We start from the raw sequence: 24,883 nt of genomic DNA, 5'->3' as shown, positions 1-24,883 counted from the left end.
TGCTAATTCCCCACTAACTCTACCACATGAAGATTTTTGGTGTCAGCACTTAACTTGACTGTTACTTCCTTTGTTAGATAATCACTGCTGTGTGTTGTAGCAACAACCTCTCCAACAGGGATATCCTTAACATTAAAGTTTCCGAGCCCCCCTGTAGTCACCTTGTCTCCCGCGCTAATGTCGCTGTTGCTGTTTAATTGGCTAATTTTAAGCAGTTCAGATTCCTTATCATAACCAACGATAATCCCGTAAATTTCAGTAGAACCATGCAGGATTTTAACAGAAATTTTGTCTGAATTTTCGGTGTTTGTCAATAGATTGACCGTTGTTGAATGATCCTCCACCTTTGAAACACTACCAATCAAACCCCCGTTTGCAATGGCCAACATATTTTCAGAAGCTCCTTTTGAACTTCCCGCATCAATTGTTAACTCTTGTTTCCAAGATACTGGAGCTCGCATAATCACATCTGCTGCAATGGTTTTTGTAGCCTGCAATTTTGACTTCATATCCAGCAACTGACGTAATTGTTCATTTTCATTTTTTAAACTTTCTGATTGATTAGACTCCACCTCTAGTTGATAGAGCTGTTTCTTTAGACTCTCATTTTCATTGTAAGTCTGCGTCAAATGTCCCAAATCTGATTTGAAAGTATCAAACCACTGAAAGGGTTTTTGAACAATTCTATCTACTAAGGAAATCCCATCTCCTAGTTTCGTCACAATAGCGCTTGAATAGGTTGTCACTAATAGAACAGAAACTGCCAAAACTGTGACAAAAACGATGATTAGATATTTTGATTTTTTAAAACGGTTCATATTCCTACCTTTATACTAAAAACCTGCTACTGTGAGCTTCTTATCAATCCTACAAACCTACTAAGATTTTAAGAAAAATAAGAAACATCCCAGTACCAAAATCACAAGAATTGCCAGTGTATCCTTTTGACTCCATCTCAACTGTCTATACTGACTTCTACCCTTTCCTCCTTGATAACCACGCGCTTCCATCGCTATTGCCAATGAATCTGCACGCTTTAAGCTCGTCGCAAAAAGAGGAATTAAAATTGGAATCATAGCCTTTACTTTTTGAACGATGCTGCCTTCACCAAAGTCAACTCCACGGGCTTTCTGAGCATTCATAATTCGCGTCGTGTCATCCATCAATGTTGGAACAAAACGCAAACTCATTGATAACATGAGGCCAATTTCATGAACGGGAACTTTCACGCGTTTCATCGGTGCTAAAAGAGCTTCAACTGCAGCTGCCAGACTCAAAGGCATGGTCGTTAAGGTTAGCAAGGTTGAAAAGAAAATAATCAACACAAAACGACAGAAAATGATTCCTGCTTGTTGCAAAGCATAATCCGTTATTCTTATAAAAGAAAACTCAAATAGGACATTTCCACTTGAAATGAAAAAGAGCTGAAAAAGAGTCGTAAAAGCGATCAAGAAGAACATGGATTTTAATCCCTGAATGAAAAATGAAAGGGAAACGCCTGACAAAGCGATAAATATACCTGTCGCTACAAACAGAACGAGATTGGTGAGAGGATTATTGGCCCAAAATACAATCAAAATCAACAGGATCATGGCAAGCAATTTACTACGCGGATCCAAGCGATGAATGATGGAATCCCCCGGTATATAACGCCCTAAAATCATACTATCCATTTAGCGACTCCTTAAACTCCTCTATCTTGATTGGCAATTTTTTAAAAGCTACACCTCTATCTGCCAAACGTTTACAAAAGGCTGTTATTTTAGGCACACCTAACTGCACCTTTTCCATAGAGGCTACATCTTGGAAAACATCACTCGGTTTGCCACTTTTGACTAAACGCCCCTTTTCCATAACATAGACCTGATCAGCATACGTAGCTACATCATCCATCAAATGCGTTACCAGAACGATTGTCATTCCAGAAAGGTGGAGTTTTTTAAACAAGGTCATCAATTCTTTTCTGCCCAGAGGATCTAGTCCAGCTGTAGGCTCATCCAAAACTAAGACAGTTGGCTCCATGGCTAGCATACCTGCTATAGCCACACGTCTCATCTGACCACCCGAAAGTTCAAAAGGACTGCGCTCAAAGAGTGACTCATCGATGCCTACCAAGGCTAACTTTTCACGCGCAATTTTCTTGGCCTCTTCCTCAGAAACTCCAAAATTTTGCGGTCCAAATGCGACATCTTTCAAAACAGTCTCTTCGAAAATCTGATTTTCAGCAAATTGAAACACTAGACCAACTTGCTTTCGAATCTGACGAATTTCTTTATTGGTTGATGTAGGGGTAATGACGGTATCGAAAACTCGAACAGAACCCTTACTTGGTACCAATAGGCCATTTAAAAGCTGTAAAATCGTTGATTTCCCACTACCTGTGTGCCCTACTAAAGCTGTATAGGAACCATCCTCAATTGTCAAAGAAACATCAGTCAAGGCTGATGAAGATAGGGGAGTCCCCTCTTGATAGGTAAAGCTCACATTTTCTAGAGTAATTCCCATAACTTGTCCTCTAGCTCTCCTTCTGTCAAATAGCCATCCGGCAACTGATAACCAGTCTCTCTCAAAGATTCTCTCAATTGATTAGTAAAAGGTTCATCCAACCCTATCTGGTCAAGGTCATCCCGAGAAAAAAGTTCTCTTGGACTGCTGGTTGACTCCACTTGTCCTTTTTTCATGACCAAGACACGGTCACTCATCGCAACTTCTTCCAAGTCATGTGTAATGGAGACGACTGTCATCTGGTGGTCTTTTCGAATCTCTTGAACTGTCTGAATCAGTTCTCGTCGTCCCTCGGGATCCAACATACTTGTAGCCTCGTCCAGAATTAAAATAGCTGGCCTCAAGGCAACAACTCCTGCAATAGCCACCCGCTGTTTTTGTCCACCAGATAAACGAGCTGGTTCTCTCTTCTTAAAGTCCAGCATCCCTACCAACTCCAAAGATTCAGCCACTCTCTTCTTCATTTCTTCACGAGGAAGTCCCTGATTTTCTAAACCAAAGGCAACATCATCTTCAACAGTCGCCCCCACAAATTGATTATCTGGATTTTGAAAAACCATACCAATTTGTCGGCGTAAGTCCCAAACATTCTCAGAGGACAGCAATTGCCCATCTATCCAGATTTCCCCAGACTCTGCTTCAAGCAAGCCATCAATCAAACGGATAGTTGTCGATTTTCCACTCCCATTATGACCTACAATCGAAAGCCATTCTCCCCGTTTCACGTGAAACGAGACATTATTAACATCATAATGATCCTGGTCTTCCTTGTAACGAAAAGACAGATCTTTTACTTCAATAATCGATTTCATTTCGAACCAAATGTCCCTTTGAATACATGAGCGCTACCCTTGAAATAATCATAACCAGAGTAGATAGTGAAAAACAAAGCGATATAAAGCAACAGCTGACCAATTAAATTCCAATGTAAGAGCAAAAAGATAATGGCAAACATTTGACTAAAGGTCTTGATTTTCCCTGGCATCGCTGCTGCTAGAACTGTCCCTCCCGTCTCAACAAGCAACAAGCGCAAGCCTGTCACCGCAAGTTCACGACAGATGATAATAGCAACAACCCAAGCTGGAGCCATGCCTAACTCAATCAACATGATAAAAGCTGACATAACCAACAGCTTATCAGCCATCGGATCTGCAAATTTTCCAAAGTTGCTGACTACATTCCATTTACGAGCAAGGTAACCATCAAGATAATCCGTTATACTAGCAACTGCAAAGATGATCGCTGCCAGCAAATGACTGCCTTGTGAATGACCCAAAGTCAAAATAAGAATAAAGAGAGGTATAAAGAGAATTCTACCAATAGTTAATACATTAGGAATTTGTTCTTTTTTCATTGATTTTTCCTTAATCTGTAGTAAATGTAAGTGTTACAGTTCCAGTCTGAGTTGTCAGCTTCGAAGTATCAATCGTTTGATTGTCCACAGTCACAGTAACTCCCTTCACTACACCTAAAGTAATGGTAACGGGATTCTTAGTTGAAACTGTTGTTTTTGCATTCTTATTGTCTGCGGATAGTGTCACACCACCCTCCAGCTCACTTCCTGAAACACTAACCCAACTAGTTGCATCTGATACTGCCAATTGAACAGTAGCGGTTTCCTTGCTCGTTTTATACCGAGCTTCAATGCGGTTTCCTTCACCTGACACTGTAATAGTTGATTCCGTAGTAGAAGACGAGCTAGACGTCTGACTACTAGAAGATGAACTAGATGAGGTCGTTGAACTAGTCGAGTTCACAACACTATAATTAGCTGAAGAAGGACTTGGCTGAGTTTGGATGTAGTTCCAAACATAGTAAGTGACAAAAATTAAAATGGACAAAGCAAATAGGACGAAATAAAACAAGGGGAGATAAGAGGTTTTTTTCTTATTTGATCGTCTGCGGCCAGACAAGTCTTCTTCATCGACATCTACCTCTTCATAAGTGATCATACTACCTGAATCATAGGCATCCAAAACAATTCCTTCATCTAACTCTACTGCCCAGGCATATTTTCTTAAAAAAGAACGAGCATAGAAGGTACTAGGAAGTCGATCAAAATCATCTGCCTCCATAGCTTCTAGAAAATGCAACTGAATTTCAGTTTTTTCCTGCAATTCTTCTAAACTCAATCCCTGGTTAATTCTAGCTAAACGTAGAACCTCGCCAATTGTTTTTTTTCTCATACGTACCATTCCTTCTTTCTAGTATTAGTCATCTTTTAAGCTGGAAAGATTGTAAAATCAACTAGATCACCATTATCAATCAAACGATGTCCAGCTTCTAGAACATCCTCCAAAGTAATTTCCTGTAAAATTTTCGGAAAATCAAAAATTGTTTCTCCGCGATCCATCGGATCGTATTGAGTTGCAATAAATTCCAAGGAGTTCATGCTACTGAAAAATTCCCCAAACATCTCACTCTTAACAAGATCTAAATGTTCCTCTGTAATATCCGTATCACTACTAAACTGACGAATCGCTTTCCGAAATTGATGCGACAGAGAAACAGGCTCTTTGGTATCCATCGTCAATATCACAAAATGAAAGCGACTGTTGACTTCAACCTCAAGTGACAATGACGCATCTAACTTCCCAGACTCATATAACCTTTGAAAACGATCAGAAGTCCAACCAAACATCATCGTAAATAGCAATTTCAATAAAATATTGTAACGATAAGACTCAGCTTCTGTTATTTGCCCATTACCTCTAATCGCAACAGCAAGTTTGGGTGAAGAAACTTCCATCCGAAGACTATCTGTTTGCTTCACAGGCTGCAAAAGGAGTTGCTCTTTTGAAACCGTAAACTGGTTTGAAACTTCCTTTTCCTTTTTCGAAAAGTATTCCTCAACAACTTCCACATCAATATTTCCAACTAAAAACAGTGACATGTTGACAGGTTTGTAAAAGTCTGTAAAGTTCTCTTTTAAATTTGAAACTTGAATCTCAGAAATTGATTTTTCACTTCCAACTATATCTGTTGCTAAAGGAGTATCAGGATAAAGGTTGGCTAATGTTGCAAAAAACAAACGTGAATCTGGATCATCTTGGTACATTTCTCGTTCTTGCTGGATAATAGCCTGTTCCCTCAAAACAGACTCTTCTGTAAAATGAACATCTCCGACTAACTCATCTAGCAAATCTAAATTCTCTAATAGATGGTCAATTGTTGAAAAAAGATAGCTGGTCTTAGTAAAGCTTGTAAAGGCATTACTGTCCGCACCTAATCGAGTAAAAGCAGCCATTATATCCTCAGAATTTTCTCTTTCAAACAATTTATGTTCAAGAAAATGTGCAATTCCTGCTGGATGATGACGTAAACCTTTTTCCAAGCTTGTATAAGTTGCATCTACAGAACCAAATTGAACTGTTACAATCCCATAAACCTCATTGAAATCTTGTTTAGGGAGTAAAGAAACTGTCAATCCATTTGACAATTGTGTTTTGTAGACTGTTTCCTTTACAGCAGGATAGTATTTTTCTTCAAAAGTAACCTTTGTCATTCTACTCCTTCCATAAAGTAAATCGCTTGTAACTTCAAGCTATTGGCAACTTTACATACAGCTTCTTTATCAACACTCTCTAATTTTGCCACCAATCGATCAATATCAAAGCTTGATTTCCCCAATAGAGCATTCAAATAGACTCTTTCAACTAAGGTCTGTTGATTATCTTGAGCCATCAACAAAGATCGTCGAATCATCTCCTTTGTTTGTTCAAGTTCAAAATCTGTAAAGTTACCCTTTTTCAGATCTAGCAATTGATGATTCATCATTTTTCTAGCCTGATTTCTATTTTCTCTATCAATACCCGCATACATCCTTAACAGACCACTAAACAAATCCAATTGACTCGAGACTGTATAGGCTATTCCAGCATTTTCACGAACATTTGTAAAAAGTTTCGAATGTGCAAATTCACCCAACAAACCATTCATAACAAGCATGGGCAAATGCTCATCATCACCATATTTTACAGGAGAATGATAGCCTAATTCTAAAATAGATTGCCCAACGTTCCTCTGAACCATTCCTTCTCGTAGAACATTCGAATAAGATTGATGGTACTGGATAGTGACGCCGTTCTCTCTAGCTGTAAAGGGTAATGACTTCAGTGATTCTGTAATTTCTACTTCATTAAAATCACCTAAGAAAAAGAAATCAATACGATCATTCTTCAGAGCATTTTGAAAGCACGTGTAGCTACTTTCTGGAGACTCATTTGAAATGCTATTTCGTAAATCACTGTATCTCAATTGAAGACGCTCATCATGGAAGAACAAGCTATCCAACTCCTTATGAGCAAAATAAAATGAATCATCCATATCAGTAGCTAGACTAGCCAATAACTGTTTTCTTTCAATTTCAAATAAAGCTGGCTCAAAAGCACCATCTTGAGCTAAGGGAGCAAATAAAGTCTGTCTCACCAATTCCAAAATTCGAGAAGTCAAGACATTCTTTTTGCTTAAAAAATCATCCCTCACATAAGTAAATGTTAAGTCAAGAATATGTGCCTGTCCCCTACGATAAGCACTTGTGGAAATATCTGTTCCATATAAACTTGCCAAGTATCTGCGAAATGCTTGTGATGTGGGATAAGCTTGATTTGCCGTCTCCAACATACTAGCACTTAACATGCGTCCTGCTATTGTCTCAAGAGATAAGGGAGCAGTAAAACGAATAGTGATTTTATTTGTTTTAAACTTTTTGGATTGAACAAAATGTGCTGAAATTCCAGGCACTAATTTCATACCTTACCTCCTTACATATAGAGTTCTATTATACCACGAAAATCAAAATTTTTCTTGTTCTCTTTATAGCTTTAAAGAGTAAAACCGTTTTCATTTCAACTAACTTTCCTCCAGCTATTTCAAGGAAAATATGGTATAATACCAAAGATTGAGGTGAATTATGGAATACAAATTATTTGAAGAATTTATTACGCTCCAAGCCCTCCTAAAAGAACTTGGAATTATACAAAGCGGTGGTGCTATCAAATCCTTTTTAATAGATCATCAAGTTTACTTTAATGGCGAGTTAGAAAGTAGACGTGGGAAAAAAATCCGTATTGGAGATACGATTGACATTCCTGATTTAAAGATTGACATCACCTTGACACAACCAAGTTTAAAAGAGCAAGAAGAGTATCAAGCAGATAAGATTGAGAAAGAGCGAATTGCTAAACTTGTCAAAGAGATGAATAAAGGCGTCAAGAAAGAAAAACAAAAAATTTCTTCATCACCTAAAACCAAACAAGCTCCACGTTTTCCAGGAAGATAACCATGTGGCTCCAACATTTAACAATTAAAACCTTTCGAAACTACAAAGAGGCAAAAATTGATTTCAATCCAAAATTAAATGTCTTTCTAGGTCAAAATGCACAAGGAAAAACCAATATTCTAGAAGCAATCTATTTCTTGGCCTTGACACGTAGTCATCGGACTCGTACAGATAAAAATCTCATTCACTTTGATAACGAGCAACTCCATCTTTCTGGCTTGCTACAGAAGAAAACAAGCTCTATCCCTCTAGAAATTGATTTAACGCCAAAAGGGCGTGTGACTAAAGTCAATCACTTAAAACAAGCTCGCCTATCAGACTATATTGGACATATGAATGTTGTCCTCTTCGCACCTGAAGATCTCCAGCTAATTAAAGGAGCACCTTCTGTCCGTCGAAAGTTTATAGACATTGAACTGGGACAAATTAAACCAATCTACTTGTCAGACTTGTCAAACTATAACCACATACTCAAGCAAAGAAATACTTATCTAAAATCCAACCAGAAGATTGATGAAACATTTCTGTCAGTCTTAGATGATCAGTTAATAGAGTATGGTTGTCGCGTTATAAAGCATCGGATAAAATTCATTAAAGACTTAGAGAAATTTGGCCAAAAAAAACACTTAGAAATTTCAAATAAATTAGAAGAACTGTCAATATCTTATCAATCATCTGTCAACTTCACTAATGAAGAACAGCTAACAAGTTCCTTTAAAATTGCTTTAGAGAAAAGCAGATCCAGAGACTTATTTAAAAAGAATACTGGTGTTGGTCCTCATCGAGATGATATTTCTTTTTATATCAATGGTATGGACGCTAGTTTTGGAAGCCAAGGTCAACATCGTAGTCTTGTTCTTTCTATCAAACTGGCAGAAATTGAGCTAATGGAAAGTATTACCAACGAGTCTCCTATACTACTGCTTGATGATGTTATGAGCGAACTTGACAATACTCGGCAACTAAAATTACTAGAAACCATTTCTCAATCTATCCAAACCTTTATCACAACAACAAGTTTAGACCACTTGCAAAATTTGCCAGAAAACCTTAGTATTTTCAACATTCAAAACGGTAAAATTTCTGTAAATCAACATTGACAATACTGTAAACAAAAAGAACTCCTGAAAATCAGGAGTTCTTTTTTACTACTTACATGGAGTAGTTTGGTGCCTCATTAGTGATTTGTACATCATGAGGATGACTTTCTTTTAGACCAGCCCCAGACATTTCAATAAATTGAGCGTTGTCGTGTAATTCTTTAAGGTTAGCTGCACCACAGTAACCCATACCAGAGCGAATACCACCAATCATTTGGAAGACAATATCAGCTGCTGCGCCTTTATAGGCAACACGTCCTTCAATTCCTTCTGGAACAAGTTTGTTTGCTTCATTGACAGAACCTTGGAAGTAACGGTCACTTGAACCTTTCTTCATTGCAGCGATTGATCCCATACCACGGTAGGTCTTAAACTTACGTCCTTGGAAGATTTCCGTTTCACCTGGTGCTTCGTCTGTTCCAGCAAACATTGAACCAAGCATAACTGCATTTCCACCTGCAGCAAGGGCTTTCACGATATCTCCAGAGTACTTGATTCCACCATCAGCAATAATCGTTTTTCCATATTCGCGCGCAACTGCTGCCGCATCATAGATTGCTGTCACTTGTGGAACACCAACCCCTGCAATCACGCGAGTGGTACAAATAGAACCTGGTCCGATACCGACTTTGACAACATCTACACCTGCATCATAAAGAGCACGCGCACCTTCTGCAGTGGCAATATTACCCGCAATCAAAGTGCGGTCTGGGAAGTGAGCACGAATCTCAGCAATTTTACGCAAGACACCTGCAGAATGACCATGTGCAGTATCAATAACAATCGCATCCGCTCCTGCTTCAAAAAGAGCCTCTGCACGTTCAAATGTATCTGAAGTAACACCTACTGCACCAGCAACTAGAAGACGACCAAACTCATCTTTTGCTGCATTAGGAAATTCAATTACTTTTTCGATATCTTTAATAGTAATCAAGCCAGAAAGACGACCTTCTTCATCAACCAAAGGAAGTTTTTCAATACGGTGTTCTTGAAGAATACTTTCAGCTGTTGCAAGATCTGTACCAACAGGAGCAGTAACAAGATTTTCACTGGTCATATGGTTTGAGATTGGCTGATTGTAATCTGAAATAAAGCGAAGATCTCGGTTTGTTAGAATACCAACCAATTTACGATTTTCAAGTGTCTCCACAACTGGAACACCACTGATACGGTAACGTCCCATCAGTTCATCTGCTTCAGCAATAGTGTGTTCTGGAGTCAAGAAGAATGGATCAATAATAACACCATTTTCAGAACGTTTTACCTTGCGAACTTCATCTGCCTGTTGCGCAATAGACATATTTTTATGGATTACTCCAAGACCACCCGCACGAGCAATGGCAATAGCCATTTGACTTTCTGTGACTGTATCCATGGCGGCTGTTATAATTGGGATATTTAAAGTCAGATTATCTGCCAATTTTGTTGTTAAATCTGCATCATTAGGCAACACATGACTTTCTGCTGGAATGAGCAATACATCATCAAAGGTAAAACCTTTTTTTAAAAATTTAGTATCCCAATTAGACATTGAAGTTTCCTCTTTTCTTTCTTTTTGAGCTTGACTCTTTTTGTATTGTATCTATCATACCATTCTATGAAAATTTGTCAATTATATTTATGGTAGAAATCATAAAAAAACTATCCCTGTGATCCTATGGAAGAGATAGTTTTACGTTTCATATTTTATCTATTATTTAAAATAATTTAGTCCCATTGCTCCCTTAACTTCAGATAGAGTTTGCCCCGCAACCTCACGCGCTTTCTCACTACCTTTTTGAAGCATATTGTACACTTCTCCCATATCCTTAGCAAATTCGATACGGCGCTCACGAATAGGACCAAGTTCGCGTTCTAATATTTCAAGTAGATAACGTTTCGTCTTCACATCACCAAGACCACCACGTTGATAATGTTCTTTCATATTCGCAATTTCTTGAGCATCTTCTGGACGACCAAACACGTCTAGATAATGGAAAACCATATTTCCTTCAATCTTACCTGGATCCTCCACTCGAATATGATCCGGATCAGTATACATACTCATGACTTTTTTACGCAACGTATCCGCATCATCAGCTAGATAAATACCATTATTAAGGGATTTAGACATTTTAGCATTTCCATCTAAACCAGGCAAACGTCCTGCTCTCTCATTTTCTGGATAAATACCTTCCGGCTCTACCAAGACCTCACAATTATAAGCATGATTAAAGGAACGAACAATCTCACGAGTTTGCTCAATCATTGGTTTCTGATCTGTCCCAACAGGAACATAATTAGCCTTGAAGGCAGTAATATCTGCTGCTTGCGCAATCGGATAAACCAAAAATCCTGTCGGAATACTTTCTCCAAACCCTTTTTGAGCAATCTCTGTTTTTACTGTCGGATTCCGTTCCAAACGAGCTAGTGATACCAAATTCATATAGTACATAGACAGCTCAGCCAACTCTGGAATCTGGCTTTGAATAAAGATAGTTGATTTACTTGGATCCAATCCAACTGCTAAATAATCCAAGGCAACATTCCCAATCGATTCTACAATCGTTTGAGGATCTTTGGCGTGATCTGTCAATGCTTGTTGGTCCGCCAAAAAAACAAACATCTCATACTTGTCTTCTTCCTGCAGTAATACTCTATTTTTAAGACTCCCAACATAATGTCCAATATGCAGTTTTCCTGTTGGGCGATCTCCTGTTAAAATAATGGGTTTCGTCATTTTTTTCTCCTTCGAAATGGTCTCTTCAATTATAGCATTTTTTTGTTAAAATAACAGAAAATTATTTAAATCAAACGACTAACTCTTTGTAAATAAACCTGTAAATTTAATTGACATAAAATTGACAAACAAAAATTTGAATATTTCTCTCTTTTCTAGTAGAATAAATATATTACATATTATAGGAGAAAAACATTGCTTACAGTATCTGATGTTTCACTACGTTTTAGTGATCGCAAACTTTTTGATGATGTCAATATCAAATTTACAGAAGGAAATACATACGGATTGATTGGTGCTAATGGTGCTGGGAAGTCTACATTCTTAAAAATCTTAGCTGGTGATATCGAGCCAACAACTGGTCACATCTCTCTTGGTCCAGATGAACGTCTCTCTGTTCTCCGTCAAAATCATTTTGACTATGAAGATGAGCGAGTTATTGATGTTGTCATTATGGGAAATGAAAAACTTTACAACATCATGAAAGAAAAAGACGCCATTTACATGAAGGAAGATTTTTCAGATGAAGATGGTGTTCGTGCAGCCGAACTCGAAGGTGAATTTGCTGAACTTGGAGGTTGGGAAGCAGAAAGTGAAGCGTCTCAACTACTTCAAAACCTAAACATTCCAGAAGAATTGCACTATCAAAACATGAGCGAATTGGCCAATGGTGAAAAAGTGAAGGTTCTCCTTGCTAAAGCCTTATTTGGTAAACCTGATGTTCTTCTTTTGGACGAACCAACCAATGGTTTAGATATCCAATCGATTACTTGGTTAGAAGACTTCTTGATTGATTTTGATAACACCGTTATCGTAGTATCCCACGACCGTCACTTCTTAAACAAAGTGTGTACTCATATGGCCGACCTTGACTTTGGAAAAATCAAACTCTATGTCGGAAACTACGACTTCTGGAAGGAATCTTCTGAGCTTGCTGCTAAATTGCTAGCAGACCGTAATGCCAAGGCAGAAGAAAAAATTAAGCAATTGCAAGAATTCGTTGCTCGCTTCTCTGCCAACGCTTCTAAGTCAAGACAAGCAACGTCTCGTAAAAAAATGCTTGACAAGATTGAATTAGAAGAGATTGTGCCATCTAGTCGTAAATATCCATTTATCAACTTTAAAGCAGAACGTGAGATTGGTAATGATCTCTTGACAGTAGAAAATCTAACTGTAAAGATTGATGGCGAAACTATCCTAGACAATATTAGTTTCATCTTGCGTCCAGGTGATAAGACAGCTCTTATTGGACAAAATGACATCCAAACGACTGCATTAATTCGTGCAATCATGGATGACATCGACTATGAAGGAACTGTCAAGTGGGGAGTTACTACTAGCCGTTCTTACTTGCCAAAAGACAACTCGGCTGATTTTGCAGGAGGAGAGTCAATCCTTGACTGGTTGCGTCAATTTGCAAGTAAAGAAGAAGATGACAATACCTTCCTACGTGGTTTCCTTGGTCGTATGCTCTTTTCTGGAGATGAGGTTAACAAACCTGTAAACGTCTTGTCAGGGGGAGAAAAAGTACGTGTCATGCTTTCAAAACTCATGCTCTTGAAATCAAATGTCCTTGTACTTGATGATCCAACAAATCACTTGGACTTGGAATCTATCTCAAGCTTGAACGATGGATTGAAAAACTTTAAAGAATCAATCATCTTTGCCAGTCATGACCACGAGTTTATCCAAACTTTGGCAAACCATATCATTGTTTTGTCTAAAAATGGCGTCATTGATCGTATCGATGAAACCTATGATGAATTCCTAGAAAATGCAGAAGTACAAGCAAAAGTTAAAGAACTTTGGAAAGACTAAATAAGACTTCAAAACTCAGTTGGGGTAACCAACTGAGTTTTCTATCATTCTACGAGGTAACATGAAATCATTTTTTAAAACATATTGGACCTATTTTGTTTCTTTCATCATTCCTTTAGTAATTATGACTGGAGTATACCTAACTCAAGGTATCTACTGGAATAGCGATTCATCTCCACTATTAGGAGATGGTTTCCATCAATACGTTATTTTTGATGTGGCTTTACGAAATATTTTACATGGAAATGGTAGTTTGTTTTACACCTTTACAAGTGGCCTCGGACTGAATTTCTATGCTCTATCTAGTTATTACTTGGGTAGTTTTCTCTCACCTCTGGTTTACTTTTTTAATCTGTCGAATATGCCAGATGCTGTTTATCTGACCACTCTCTTAAAATTTGGATTGATTGGTCTGTCAACCTTCTTTAGTTTGACTAGATTATTTAAAGATATCCCAAAATTTTTAAAACTTGCCTTATCTACTTCCTATGCTCTAATGAGCTTTACCGTTAGTCAGTTAGAGATAAAAATCTGGCTAGATGTTTTTATCTTGATTCCTTTAATTATAACTGGTTTATACCTACTTATAACACAAAAGAAGCGCCTACTATACTTTACAAGTTTGTCAATCTTATTTATTCAAAATTATTATTTTGGGTATATGACAGTATTGTTTCTTATTTTCTGGTATCTCTGCCAAATTTCTTGGGACTTTAAAACTCGAAAATCATCTTTTCTTGATTTTGTTGTTACCTCCTTTTTAGCTGGAATGGCTAGTTTGATTATGACTCTTCCTACACTGTTTGATTTACAAACTCATGGAGAGAAGTTGACTGCTATCACAAAATTAAAGACAGATAGTAGCTGGTATTTGGATATTTTTGCAAAACAATTCATTGGATCTTTTGATACAACTAAGTATGGATCTATACCAATGATTTTTGTTGGATTGCTTCCCTTTATTTTAACCATTCTATTTTTCACAATAAAATCCATAAAGTTTCACGTGAAACTTACCTATGCAATTTTCTTTACTTTTTTAATAACAAGCTTTTACATAGAAGCACTTGATTTATTTTGGCAGGGGATGCATACCCCAAATATGTTTTTGCATCGCTATGCTTGGATTTTTTCCACTCTGTTAATTTATACTGCAGCAGAAGTATTAAATCGTCTGAAAGAACTGAAGCTATGGAATCTATTTGTCTCACTTTTTCTTGTACTAACAGGATTTTTGGCTACTGTCTATTTTAAATCACACTATTCTTTTTTAACTGATTTGAATATCCTGCTCACTCTTGAATTTCTACTAGTTTATGCTCTTTTACTTCTTGCAGTCATTAGAAAATTTATCTCTATAAATCTATTTGCAATTCTTTTGTCTTTATTTATAACAGTTGAGATAAGCTTAAATGCTTCATCTCAAATGGAAGGAATAGCTAAAGAATGGGCCTTCGCTTCTCGTAGCGCCTATAATAGAGATATCACCGCTATGGAATCCATTCTAAACCAAATTGACAATCCATTTACACGTACTGAAAAACTGCAAATTCAGACTGGAAATGACAGTATGAAATTTAACTACAATGGAATCTCTCAATTTTCGTCTGTACGAAATCGCTCAGCTAGCACTAGTTTGGATAAACTGGGATTCAAATCCTCTGGAACCAACCTCAATCTCCGTTATGTAAATAACAGTCTTTTAGCAGACAGTTTATTTGGAATCCAGTACAATATTTCTGAAACTTCACTTGATAAGTATGGCTTTCAAGAGATTTATCAAAAGGATCATTTAACCTTATATAAAAATCAACTCTCTTTACCCATTGCCTTTGCCACTCAATCTATTTACACAGATGTAAACTTTAACAATCACACTCTAGATAATCAGGCTTTATTTATAAACCAGCTTGCTAATCTCAACTTAGATTACTTCTCCCAAATAGCATCTGGTAAAACAGATACTTCAGATGGTTTAACCAGCATCACAGGTTCTGCGAATGAAGATGCAAAGATTGATTATCAAATTGAGGTTCCTCAAAATAGTCAAGTCTATCTCTCTTTTTCAAATCTTCATTTTACAAACGATAAGCAAAAGAAAGTTGACATCATTGTCAATGGAGAAAAAAAGACTTTTACAACTGACAATGCATTTAATTTCTTTAATTTAGGTTATACTGAAGAACAAAAAACTTTCAATATCAGTGTTAGTTTCCCTGGAAATTCTCAGGTGTCATTTGAAGCTCCAACCTTCTATCGTTTAGATACTCAGGCCCTAACTGAAGCAATCCAAAAAATTAAAGAACAACCTGTAGAAGTATCCACCTCTAAAAATAAAGTCTTTGCTACATATGAAGTCAAACAAGATACCTCTATTTTCTTCACTATTCCTTATGACAAAGGTTGGTCTGCATACCAGGATGGGAAAAAACTTGAAATCAAGCAGGCTCAAACTGGTTTTATGAAAGTTGATGTTCCAAAGGGAAAAGGCACCATTACACTTTCCTTTATCCCCAATGGTTTTGTTATTGGAGCAGCCTGCTCACTAACTGCCCTTCTTCTTTTTGGGATCTATAATCACAGACGAAATTTATCTAAGACAGAAAAAGATTGACCAAGGAATTGGTCAATCTTTTTAATCTTCTTCCATTTTCTTAGGTTGATAAGCTAGCATACCTAAAGCAGCAAAGAAAACTAGTGTTATAATAAGGAAAATCACTTGGTGATGAATATTTCCTGTCATAGAGATTGTTTGTCGTAAACCTGATACAGAGTAACTCATTGGTAACCAAGGATTGACACCCTTAAAGAAATCATTTGTTAAAGCAAGGGGATAGGTCCCTGCACTTGATGCTAACTGTAATAAAAGTAAAATAAGAGAGAAGAAAGCTCCAATACGGCTATTCCAAGTTGTTAAAGCTGTCACCATAGACATGAAAGCTAAACTTGTGATTATAATTAGAATCAAGGTCCTCATCTCATGGTTCGCAGTCAATCCAATAAGATGGACACCTCCATAAACTAAAACACCTGCTAAGACAGCTATAATCCCATTTATTTCAGAGCGAGACTTCAACCAAGCCCAACGACTCTCTGGATGACGTCCAGAAGGCAACTTAGCAAAAATCATATTGGTAGATATAGCAGCAACAAAAAGAGCAACTGATATCATATAAGGAGCCATAGCAATCCCATTTACAGGGACTTGGTCATTGTCTGTTTTTGAGAGAACTAGAGGTTCAGATAATGTTTCTGCATTTTTAGATTCTGTCGAAGCTGATTTAAGTTGAGTATTTGCATTACCTAATCCTTGTCCTAATGAATCAACTCCTGTCTGTAAATCTTCAAGACTAGAGGTTAAGGTTGTTCCACCATCTGCTAGTTTTCCAGCACCATCTGCAATCTTCATAGCGCCACTTCCTAGTTGAGATGCTGCAGAAAGTAACTGTGTTGATTTATCTGTTAATTGACCAGAGCCAAATTGTAATGTAGTAAGACCTGCTATCAGCTCTGGGCTCTTATTGTTCAATTGAGCAGAACCAGATGACAAACTTTCTATACCTGATACTAATTCTGGAGCTTTTCCAGCTAACGCATCTACTCCAGCTGTCAAGGTTGATGTATTTTCTGTCAACTTACTTAATCCAGAAACTAATTTATCTAGACTAGTTGTTAAACTTGTATTCTTTTCACTTAGTTGATTAGCACCAATAGAAATAGTATCCAGTCCTTTAGTATAGTTTACAACACCTTTTTCAATTGACTGACTTCCAGGAACTAACTGATTATTTACAGAAGTTTGTAATGTTGTAAATCCATTTGACAATGTTGTCAAGGAGCTAGATGCTGCAGGTAAGAGTTGATTTGCTTTCGTCTGCACATCAGATAGATTAGATACTTGTTGTTCTGAATTCTCTATACTTTCTTTTAATCCTCCTACTGTCATTAAAATTGTTTTTGCCGACTCAATAGTAGAATTAGAATTTTTAGAAATAGCTTCTGTCAGTTCTTTCTTTTGTTCCTCTGTAAGAGATTGATAAGTAGCTGTTGATTGAAGGTTTGCAAGAGTTTTCTCTTGTTCTGTCTGACTTTTGGTCACAATATCCTGAGCAAGAGTTGTTAGATTTGGCAAAGCTTCTGACAATGTACTTTTCAGTTGAGTATTATCTGATATTGTAAGAGCTTGTAGTGTTTTATTTAGTTCTCCTAAGCTTGTTGCCAATTGCGCTATTTCTTCATTTTGTTGAGATGAGGACTCTAATTGGCTTGAAATTTCTTTAATACCAGTATTTAATTGCTCCATTCCATCTCTTAGTGTATCTGATTGATTGGATAATTGACTTGTTCCGTTAGAAAGTTCTTTCACACTATTTGTATAAGCATTTACACCAACTGAAAATTGATTGAGACCTGTATCCAGTTGTGAAACGCCACCTGTATAAGACTTTATACCTGTATTTAGCTGATTTACACCTGTCACCAACTCAGGAGTTTTTGAAGCTAATTGACCAAGTCCAGTGTCAACTTGTGAGACAGCATTTGTATAACTTTGTAAACCACTATTAAAAGTTCCTAAACCAATATGTAATTGCTCTATAGCAGACACATAGCTAGATAAGCCTTTTGTAAATTGATCCGCTCCATTTGAAAAAGTTACACTTGAGTTAGCTAGAGTATTAAGATTTGTTGTCAATGTTTGACTTCCCGTCACCAACTGATCGGCTCCATTAGCTAATTGTTCACTTCCTTCAGCTGCCTTATTTATTCCAGACTTCAAATCATTCATTTTTTGAAATAAAGCCTTAGTGTACGTTTCAGTAACATTAGTAGAGACGGTTTGTTTTAATTGTGTCATTGCAGAATCACTCATCTTACTTGCAATAAAGCTATGCCCACTTGACGTCTGATAATCAATCTGCATCTGTTCAGGATGATTCGTTAGGATAGAAGTAGCTTTTTCAGATAGATCACTTGGTAAAGTCACTACCATGTAGTAGTCACCATCTTCTAGTCCTTTTTCCCCTTCCTCTTCATTAACAAAGTGAAAATCTAAAGCCTTATTTTCTTTTAAATTAGACACCATGTCTTCACCAATTCTCATTGTCTGTCCATTATAAGAAGCTTCCTTATCTTTATTGACAACTGCCACAGGTAACTCCGATACTTGACCATATGGATCCCACATGGACGATAAAAATATAATGTTGTATAAAGCTGGAATGAGAGAAATCCCTATCATTACAATGATAAAGGTCGGTTTTTTAAATATTGCTTTCCATTCTTTAAACATGTTTCCTCCTTTTTTACACATATTGTCTAAAATTTTGATATAATAGATTATACATCAAAAAATCTAAATTACAAGGTAAAAAATATTTTTTTTAGACACATAGTCTATTTTTGTTTACAAGGAGGAATTATGAAAGAAAGTAACAAACGTTTAAAAACAAAACGAATTATCGAAAATGCCATGGTTCAATTATTGATGGACCAGCCCTTTGATCAAATTTCTACTGTCAAGTTAGCAGAAAAAGCCGGAATTAGTCGTTCCAGCTTTTACACTCACTACAAGGATAAGTATGATATGATTGAACTCTACCAAAGTAAGCTATTTCATACCTTTGAGTATATTTTCCAAAAACATGCTCATCACAAAAGAGATGCTATTTTAGAAGTATTTGAATATTTAGAGTCTGAGCCACTCTTGGCTGCACTCTTATCTGAAAATGGGACAAAAGAAATCCAAAATTTCTTGAGAAATAAGCTTCACATTATGCTTAGCACCGACCTTCAGAAACGCTTTATGAAATTACAACTCACTCCAATAGAATTAGAATACAGCAGTATTTATCTAACAAATGCCCTATTTGGTGTTTGCCAGACTTGGATTGCTCACGGAAAAAAAGAAAGTCCGCAAGAAATGACAGACTTCCTTATGAAAATGTTAGGTGATGTCAACTAAAAAAGAACACCATTGGTGTTCTTTTTTTTATCTGACTCCGCCAGTAGGACTCGAACCTACGACATCATGATTAACAGTCATGCGCTACTACCAACTGAGCTATGGCGGATAAAATAGTCCGTACGGGATTCGAACCCGTGTTACCGCCGTGAAAAGGCGGTGTCTTAACCCCTTGACCAACGGACCATCTATCTGTAGCAGATATAACCATTATATCAATTTCTTACTAATTGTCAATCACTTTTTAGATTTTTTCTCTAGAATATCTTTTAGTTTGCGAACTTTCAAACGGGTAATCGGGCAACGATGATCTTCATAAAAGACAACTTCTAAATTCTTTCGATCAATTTCTCTCACATTTCCCACATTGACAAGGAAAGATTTATGGGAGCAATAAAATCGCTGGGTATGTTTGTCCTTTTCCTGAATATCTGTCATAGTTCCATAGAATTCTTTAGCAAAATTCTTACCAATAATCCGAAGTTTATGAGAAACTCCTGTGGTTTCGATATACAAAATGTCATGGTAAGGAATTTTCAAATCATTTCCCTTATAGTTGTAATCAAAATAGTCTACAACATCTTCGTTTTCAAGCAGCATACTCTTAGTGTAAAAAATACTCTGCTCGATACGTTTTTTGAACAATTCATCATTGATGTCTTTGTCTACAAAATCTAGAGCTGATACCTGGTATTTGTAAGTTAAGGTAGCAAATTCAGATCGACTGGTAATAAAGACAATAATAGCATAAGGATTGTGATGACGGATAAACTGAGCCACTTCAAAGCCTTTTTTCTCGATTCCATGAATATCGATATCTAGGAAATAAAGCTGATTTACTTCATCATTTTCGATATATTCCTTAAACTCACGAACTTTTCCTGTTGTCTTATATGAAATAGGAATATTCGATTCTTCCGAGATTTCATTTAATATTCTCTCTAGTCTCACTTGATGTTCAATAACATCTTCTAAAATTAATACTTTCATTCGAATTCCCTCTTAAATCTAATAATTTGTCTAAATGTGTTGTCTTCCATCTCTGTTTCTAAAATAATGTTGTCATACTTATCTAAAATCTCCTTGACATTATTAAGTCCTAGACCTCTATTTCTTCCCTTGGTAGAGAAACCTAAGGCAAATAAATCCTCTGAAGGCGTCATAGTGATTTTGCATGAATTCTGGATAACTATAACTGTTTCAAAATCCATTTTAATGACTGCAACTTCCATTTGTTTCAAATAACTATCTGCAGCACCTTCAACAGCATTGTTTAATAAAATGCTCATGATACGAACAAGATCAAGTAAATCTATTGACAGTCTAGTAATGATATCCTTTACTTCCAATGTAAACTCTACATCATTTTTTCGTGCATAGACAATCGATTGAGCAATTAAACTTCGTAAAGCAGAATCTTCTATATTATTTAAATCAAAGTAAGTATATTTTTCTGACCTCAATTTCTGATTTGCTTTTACTAAGACTTCATTGTAAACCCTGTTAATTTCTTGTAAATCTCCACTGTCAATCGCCATTTGCATGCTAACAAGCATCCCTGCATAGTCATGACGAAAACCTCGAATTTCATTATACAACTCCACAATTTCATCAGTATAAGTCTGTAAATGCTTTTGTTCAAATTTCTTTTGTTTTAGAGCAATCTCTTTTTCAATTTGAACCTTGTGAGAATTCATTGCAAAGAAAATCAATAACAAGCAAATAAAAACAATGGTTGATAAAATACTTCCGAAGCTATTTAAATGATGAGTTGTACTTACTATATCTGAAATAAACAATAAAATATGCAAACCAAAGAAAGCAACTATTACTTTTTTTAAAAAAGGGTACAGATAATCTTTATCAAAATAAGTAAGTTCTAAATGGAAATAAGTAATAATTTTTTTAATAATAAAATATGTTAGTAATAGTACTCCTAAATAAAACATCACTTCATGTTCTATCACAAAAGCATCACCTGTTATAGAGGATAGGGTTACTGATAAAAAAGTATGTGTACTATGATATAATAAAGACAATAGTAAACTGATAAACATTCCTTTATGCTTATCATACTTCTTTAAAACTACTATAGAAGTATATAGAATAAAAGGAAATATAAACTTTTCAATCCCTAACCCAGCTAATGAAATAAAGTCAAAGAAAAATTCAGCTACAGACTGATATACAAATATACAAGCTATAAATAAATATCTTTCTTTTTTAGTTACTTTACAAATTAATTCATAGCTTATTGTTAAAATAAAAATATGAAGAATAACTATTCCAAATCCTAATAAACTCATCCTATCACCCTATAATATTACTACTTTGTCCTATTTGAAAAAAGATGTTTAAAAAAGTAAGGTAGTCTTTTATCTCCACCTCGAATCTCCTGCAATTCTGCCTCTGTTACTTCTTTAAATTGTTCCAACTTTACTGTATTTTTCATAATGAAATCTCCTGTATTATTTTTTCTTGTAAGTTAACTTACACATCTATTATACAAAATGAAGACCATGTAAGAAAAAATTCTTCCCAACTGTACATTTTTGCACCTGAAACGCACTTTTTTAAGAAAAAAGCTGGGATTTATCCCAGCTTCGCATCTAAAATTGATCCCAGCAGGATTCGAACCTGCGACCGTTCGCTTAGAAGGCGAATGCTCTATCCAGCTGAGCTATGAGACCTAACATGACCATTCTATCAAAAAACAAGAGCTAAGTCAATCTTCTATTTGTGGTAAGGAGAACCCTGTTGAATTGTAAAAGCACGGTAAATTTGTTCAACTAAAACTAATCTCATTAACTGATGTGGTAATGTCAGACGTCCAAAACTGACAGAAAGATTGGCCCTATTTTTTACAACAGGAGCTAGACCCAAACTTCCTCCAATGATAAAAGTAAGCGTTGAGTAGCCTTTTATAGAAGCTTGCTCTAGTTGCTTACTCAATTCCTCTGAGGAGAGTGTTTTTCCTTCAATGGCTAGTACAACGACAAAGTCTCTTTCTCCAACCTTAGAAAGAATTCTTTCACCTTCTGTTTCCAAGATTTTTTGATTTTCTAATTCACTGGCTTTGTCAGGTGTCTTCTCATCAGTGAGCTCAATCATTTCTAATTTGGCGAAACGTGAAATTCGTTTGGTATATTCAGCAATACCATCTTTAAGGTATTTTTCTTTTAATTTTCCCACTGTTACAATTTTTATTTTCATTCTTCTATTCTATCATATCCACACTTCATTTCACATCTTATACACACAAAAATCATTCAAAATTACTAGTGAATTCACAGAATAAAGTAAGTTATCCACAACTTGTGTAAAACTTTAAGCTTTTAAGTTTGGATTAAGTTAATAGTTTTATAATCTGAGTAAATAAATAACAAACGGAGGCGTTTATGAAACACTTACAAAAATTTTACAAAAAAGGAGTTAAAGTTCTTGCAATCATTCTAATCGGATTTTTAAGTGGTGCCTTAGGAAGTTTCGTAACATTGCAACTTTATCAAAAACAAGGAAATCAAGCTACGAATAATAATTCTGGCACTGTCACTCAAACATCCTATAAAAATGAAAATTCAACCACTCAAGCAGTAAATAAAGTTAAGGATGCTGTTGTCTCAATCATTACTTATTCTTCTTCTAGCAGTAGACAAAGTAGTGTATTTAATGCTGATGACACTAACTCTGATTCAGACAATCAACAAATCGCAAGTGAGGGATCAGGTGTCATCTATAAAAAGGATGATAAAGATGCCTATCTTGTAACTAATACTCACGTTATCAATGGAGCTTCAAAAGTTGATATCCGCTTAGCAGATGGTACCAAGGTTCCTGGTGAAATTGTCGGATCTGATACCTTCTCTGATATTGCTGTCGTTAAAATTTCTTCAGAAAAAGTTACAACAGTGGCAGAATTTGGGGATTCAAGTCAACTTAGTGTTGGAGAAACAGCGATTGCTATCGGTAGTCCTCTAGGTTCAGAATATGCTAATACAGTTACACAGGGGATTATTTCAAGTCTTAATCGAAATGTTTCTCTAAAATCTGAAGATGGTCAAGCTATTTCAACAAAAGCCATTCAAACAGATACAGCCATTAACCCTGGTAACTCTGGTGGTCCACTTGTAAACATTCAAGGACAAGTAATTGGTATTACATCAAGTAAAATTGCAAGTAATGGTGGAACATCTGTAGAAGGTCTTGGTTTTGCAATTCCTTCAAACGATGCACAAAATATCATTAAACAGCTTGAAAGTGATGGTAAAGTAACTCGTCCTGCTCTTGGAATTCAAATGGTTAATCTATCAAATGTTGGAGCTAGTGATCTTAGAAAACTTAACATTCCAAGTGGTCTCACTTCAGGTGTAGTTGTTCGATCTGTTCAAAACAATATGCCAGCAAATGGACATCTTCAAAAATATGATGTCATTACCAAAGTTGATGACAAAGAGATTGCCTCATCAACAGACCTACAACATGCTCTTTACAATCATGCTATCGGAGATACTATCAAAGTAACCTACTACCGTAACGGTAAGGAGGAAACAACCTCAATTAAACTAGATAAGAATTCTAGTGATTTAGAGTCTTAATTGACATCAGTGTAAAGAAAACTTTACAGAAAGTAAAAGATATGTTAGTGTAGAATCATGGAAAAATTTGAAATGATTTCTATCTCTGAAATACAAAAGAATCCTTACCAACCTCGAAAAGAATTTGATGTAGAAAAATTAAAGGAATTGGCTCAGTCAATCAAAGAAAATGGGCTCATCCAACCAATCATCGTTCGTCAATCTCCTGTAATTGGTTATGAAATCCTTGCAGGAGAGAGACGATATCGGGCTTCTCTCTTAGCTGGTCTTACTTCTATTCCAGCCGTTGTAAAGCACCTCTCAGATCAGGAAATGATGATTCAGTCTATCATTGAGAATTTGCAGAGAGAAAATTTAAATCCTGTTGAAGAAGCACGCGCCTACGAATCTTTAGTAGAAAAAGGATTTACTCACACTGAGATAGCAGATAAAATGGGGAAATCTCGTCCTTATATCACTAATTTTATTCGTTTGCTTTCCCTACCAGAATATATCTTAACTGAAGTAGAAAATGGAAAAATTTCTCAAGCGCATGCACGTTCACTAGTTGGTTTGGACAAAGAGCAGCAAGACTATTTCTTCCAACTAATTAAAAATGAAGACATCTCTGTGAGAAAGCTAGAATCACTTCTTACAGAGAAAAAACACAAGAAGCAACTAAAAAATGATTCTTTCATCAAAGACGAAGAAGATAAATTAAAAAAACTACTCGGTTTAAGTGTAGAAATTAAACTTTCAAAAAAAGATACTGGAAAGATTATTATCTCCTTTTCAAGTCAAGAAGAATACGATAGAATTATTAACAGCCTGAAATAAGGCTGTTCTTTTATTTTCTCAACTCACAAATTTATCCACCAATTTTTTTATCAAAAAGCCTACTAAATCAAGGATTTTCTTATTTAT

The 24,883-nt window shown here is 36.1% G+C and carries 22 protein-coding genes and 3 tRNA genes; 7 read left to right on the top strand and 18 right to left on the bottom strand.

Annotated features, from left to right (window positions below):
* Positions 1–2: 2 nt before the first annotated feature.
* Genes mreC through yfmF form a run of 8 tightly spaced genes read right to left on the bottom strand, consistent with a single transcriptional unit; the run spans position 3 to position 7,257 of the window.
* Positions 3–818, bottom strand: coding sequence for a rod shape-determining protein MreC (gene mreC / locus O3622_RS08970; protein ID WP_001078971.1), 816 nt, complete (start codon positions 816–818; stop codon positions 3–5).
* 60 nt (positions 819–878) lie between these two features.
* Complete coding sequence (locus O3622_RS08965) at positions 879–1,673, bottom strand: energy-coupling factor transporter transmembrane protein EcfT (protein ID WP_371607365.1); 795 nt, start codon at positions 1,671–1,673, stop codon at positions 879–881.
* Entirely contained in the window at positions 1,666–2,505 is an 840-nt protein-coding gene (locus O3622_RS08960) for an energy-coupling factor transporter ATPase (protein WP_000513212.1), read from the bottom strand. The genes O3622_RS08965 and O3622_RS08960 overlap by 8 nt, the downstream gene beginning before the upstream one ends.
* Positions 2,490–3,317, bottom strand: coding sequence for an energy-coupling factor ABC transporter ATP-binding protein (locus tag O3622_RS08955; protein ID WP_042768706.1), 828 nt, complete (start codon positions 3,315–3,317; stop codon positions 2,490–2,492). The genes O3622_RS08960 and O3622_RS08955 overlap by 16 nt, the downstream gene beginning before the upstream one ends.
* Positions 3,314–3,859, bottom strand: coding sequence for a CDP-diacylglycerol--glycerol-3-phosphate 3-phosphatidyltransferase (gene pgsA, locus O3622_RS08950; protein WP_000712149.1), 546 nt, complete (start codon positions 3,857–3,859; stop codon positions 3,314–3,316). The genes O3622_RS08955 and pgsA overlap by 4 nt, the downstream gene beginning before the upstream one ends.
* Positions 3,860–3,869: 10 nt before the next feature.
* Entirely contained in the window at positions 3,870–4,691 is an 822-nt protein-coding gene (gene rodZ, locus O3622_RS08945; protein ID WP_371607364.1) for a cytoskeleton protein RodZ, read from the bottom strand.
* A gap of 35 nt (positions 4,692–4,726) precedes the next feature.
* Positions 4,727–6,010, bottom strand: a complete 1,284-nt coding sequence (yfmH, locus tag O3622_RS08940; RefSeq protein WP_371607363.1) for an EF-P 5-aminopentanol modification-associated protein YfmH — start codon at positions 6,008–6,010, stop codon at positions 4,727–4,729.
* On the bottom strand, positions 6,007–7,257 hold the full coding sequence (yfmF, locus tag O3622_RS08935; protein WP_371607362.1) for an EF-P 5-aminopentanol modification-associated protein YfmF: 1,251 nt from the start codon (positions 7,255–7,257) through the stop codon (positions 6,007–6,009). The genes yfmH and yfmF overlap by 4 nt, the downstream gene beginning before the upstream one ends.
* 160 nt (positions 7,258–7,417) lie before the next feature.
* Between yfmF and yaaA the strand changes: the two genes are divergently transcribed.
* A complete protein-coding gene (yaaA, locus tag O3622_RS08930; protein WP_371607361.1) occupies positions 7,418–7,786 on the top strand; it encodes a S4 domain-containing protein YaaA in 369 nt (122 codons plus the stop codon).
* A 2-nt stretch (positions 7,787–7,788) separates the two neighbouring features.
* Positions 7,789–8,886 (top strand): DNA replication/repair protein RecF, encoded by a 1,098-nt coding sequence (gene recF, locus O3622_RS08925; RefSeq protein WP_247923899.1) that lies wholly within the window; start codon positions 7,789–7,791, stop codon positions 8,884–8,886.
* A 52-nt stretch (positions 8,887–8,938) separates the two neighbouring features.
* Here the strand turns inward: recF and guaB are convergent, their stop codons facing one another.
* Complete coding sequence (gene guaB / locus O3622_RS08920; RefSeq protein WP_000073416.1) at positions 8,939–10,417, bottom strand: IMP dehydrogenase; 1,479 nt, start codon at positions 10,415–10,417, stop codon at positions 8,939–8,941.
* A 162-nt stretch (positions 10,418–10,579) separates the two neighbouring features.
* Complete coding sequence (gene trpS, locus O3622_RS08915; protein WP_371607360.1) at positions 10,580–11,605, bottom strand: tryptophan--tRNA ligase; 1,026 nt, start codon at positions 11,603–11,605, stop codon at positions 10,580–10,582.
* Between the two features lie 195 nt (positions 11,606–11,800).
* Here trpS and O3622_RS08910 point away from each other — a divergent pair, with 195 nt between their 5' ends.
* Together O3622_RS08910 and O3622_RS08905 are read left to right on the top strand one after the other, a co-directional pair.
* Complete coding sequence (locus tag O3622_RS08910) at positions 11,801–13,423, top strand: ATP-binding cassette domain-containing protein (RefSeq protein ID WP_000958788.1); 1,623 nt, start codon at positions 11,801–11,803, stop codon at positions 13,421–13,423.
* Positions 13,424–13,484: 61 nt separating this feature from the next.
* Positions 13,485–16,037: a YfhO family protein gene (locus O3622_RS08905; RefSeq protein WP_371607359.1), complete on the top strand. Its 2,553-nt coding sequence runs from the start codon at positions 13,485–13,487 to the stop codon at positions 16,035–16,037.
* 21 nt (positions 16,038–16,058) lie between these two features.
* On the opposite strand, the gene O3622_RS08900 is transcribed toward O3622_RS08905, so the two are convergent.
* On the bottom strand, positions 16,059–18,713 hold the full coding sequence (locus O3622_RS08900) for a YhgE/Pip domain-containing protein (RefSeq protein ID WP_000472067.1): 2,655 nt from the start codon (positions 18,711–18,713) through the stop codon (positions 16,059–16,061).
* A 129-nt stretch (positions 18,714–18,842) separates the two neighbouring features.
* On the opposite strand from O3622_RS08900, the gene O3622_RS08895 reads away from it, so the two are divergent.
* On the top strand, positions 18,843–19,385 hold the full coding sequence (locus tag O3622_RS08895; protein ID WP_000665080.1) for a TetR/AcrR family transcriptional regulator: 543 nt from the start codon (positions 18,843–18,845) through the stop codon (positions 19,383–19,385).
* 35 nt (positions 19,386–19,420) lie between these two features.
* Here the strand turns inward: O3622_RS08895 and O3622_RS08890 are convergent.
* The 7 genes from O3622_RS08890 to rlmH all read right to left on the bottom strand — a co-directional run bounded on the left by O3622_RS08890 (position 19,421) and on the right by rlmH (position 22,598).
* A tRNA-Asn gene (locus O3622_RS08890) sits at positions 19,421–19,494 on the bottom strand.
* A gap of 5 nt (positions 19,495–19,499) precedes the next feature.
* Positions 19,500–19,571, bottom strand: a tRNA-Glu gene (locus tag O3622_RS08885).
* Between the two features lie 51 nt (positions 19,572–19,622).
* Positions 19,623–20,375 (bottom strand): competence system response regulator transcription factor ComE, encoded by a 753-nt coding sequence (comE, locus tag O3622_RS08880; RefSeq protein WP_000866079.1) that lies wholly within the window; start codon positions 20,373–20,375, stop codon positions 19,623–19,625.
* Positions 20,372–21,691: a competence system sensor histidine kinase ComD gene (gene comD / locus O3622_RS08875; RefSeq protein ID WP_000054555.1), complete on the bottom strand. Its 1,320-nt coding sequence runs from the start codon at positions 21,689–21,691 to the stop codon at positions 20,372–20,374. The genes comE and comD overlap by 4 nt, the downstream gene beginning before the upstream one ends.
* A 20-nt stretch (positions 21,692–21,711) precedes the next feature.
* Entirely contained in the window at positions 21,712–21,837 is a 126-nt protein-coding gene (comC, locus tag O3622_RS08870; RefSeq protein WP_008282505.1) for a competence-stimulating peptide ComC, read from the bottom strand.
* 164 nt (positions 21,838–22,001) lie between these two features.
* Positions 22,002–22,075: transfer RNA gene (locus O3622_RS08865), tRNA-Arg, on the bottom strand.
* 43 nt (positions 22,076–22,118) lie between these two features.
* Positions 22,119–22,598 carry a 23S rRNA (pseudouridine(1915)-N(3))-methyltransferase RlmH gene (gene rlmH, locus O3622_RS08860; protein WP_000694220.1) on the bottom strand — a complete coding sequence of 160 codons (480 nt, stop codon included), beginning with the start codon at positions 22,596–22,598 and terminating at the stop codon, positions 22,119–22,121.
* Between the two features lie 185 nt (positions 22,599–22,783).
* On the opposite strand from rlmH, the gene O3622_RS08855 reads away from it, so the two are divergent.
* Together O3622_RS08855 and O3622_RS08850 are read left to right on the top strand one after the other, a co-directional pair.
* On the top strand, positions 22,784–23,980 hold the full coding sequence (locus O3622_RS08855; RefSeq protein ID WP_000681800.1) for a S1C family serine protease: 1,197 nt from the start codon (positions 22,784–22,786) through the stop codon (positions 23,978–23,980).
* Between the two features lie 57 nt (positions 23,981–24,037).
* Positions 24,038–24,796, top strand: coding sequence for a ParB/RepB/Spo0J family partition protein (locus O3622_RS08850; protein ID WP_000410363.1), 759 nt, complete (start codon positions 24,038–24,040; stop codon positions 24,794–24,796).
* Positions 24,797–24,883 lie beyond the last annotated feature (87 nt).

This window comes from Streptococcus sp. 27098_8_51 (assembly GCF_041432205.1).
Taxonomy (GTDB): Bacteria; Bacillota; Bacilli; order Lactobacillales; family Streptococcaceae; genus Streptococcus.
This window is presented reverse-complemented; position numbering and strand designations above follow the sequence as displayed.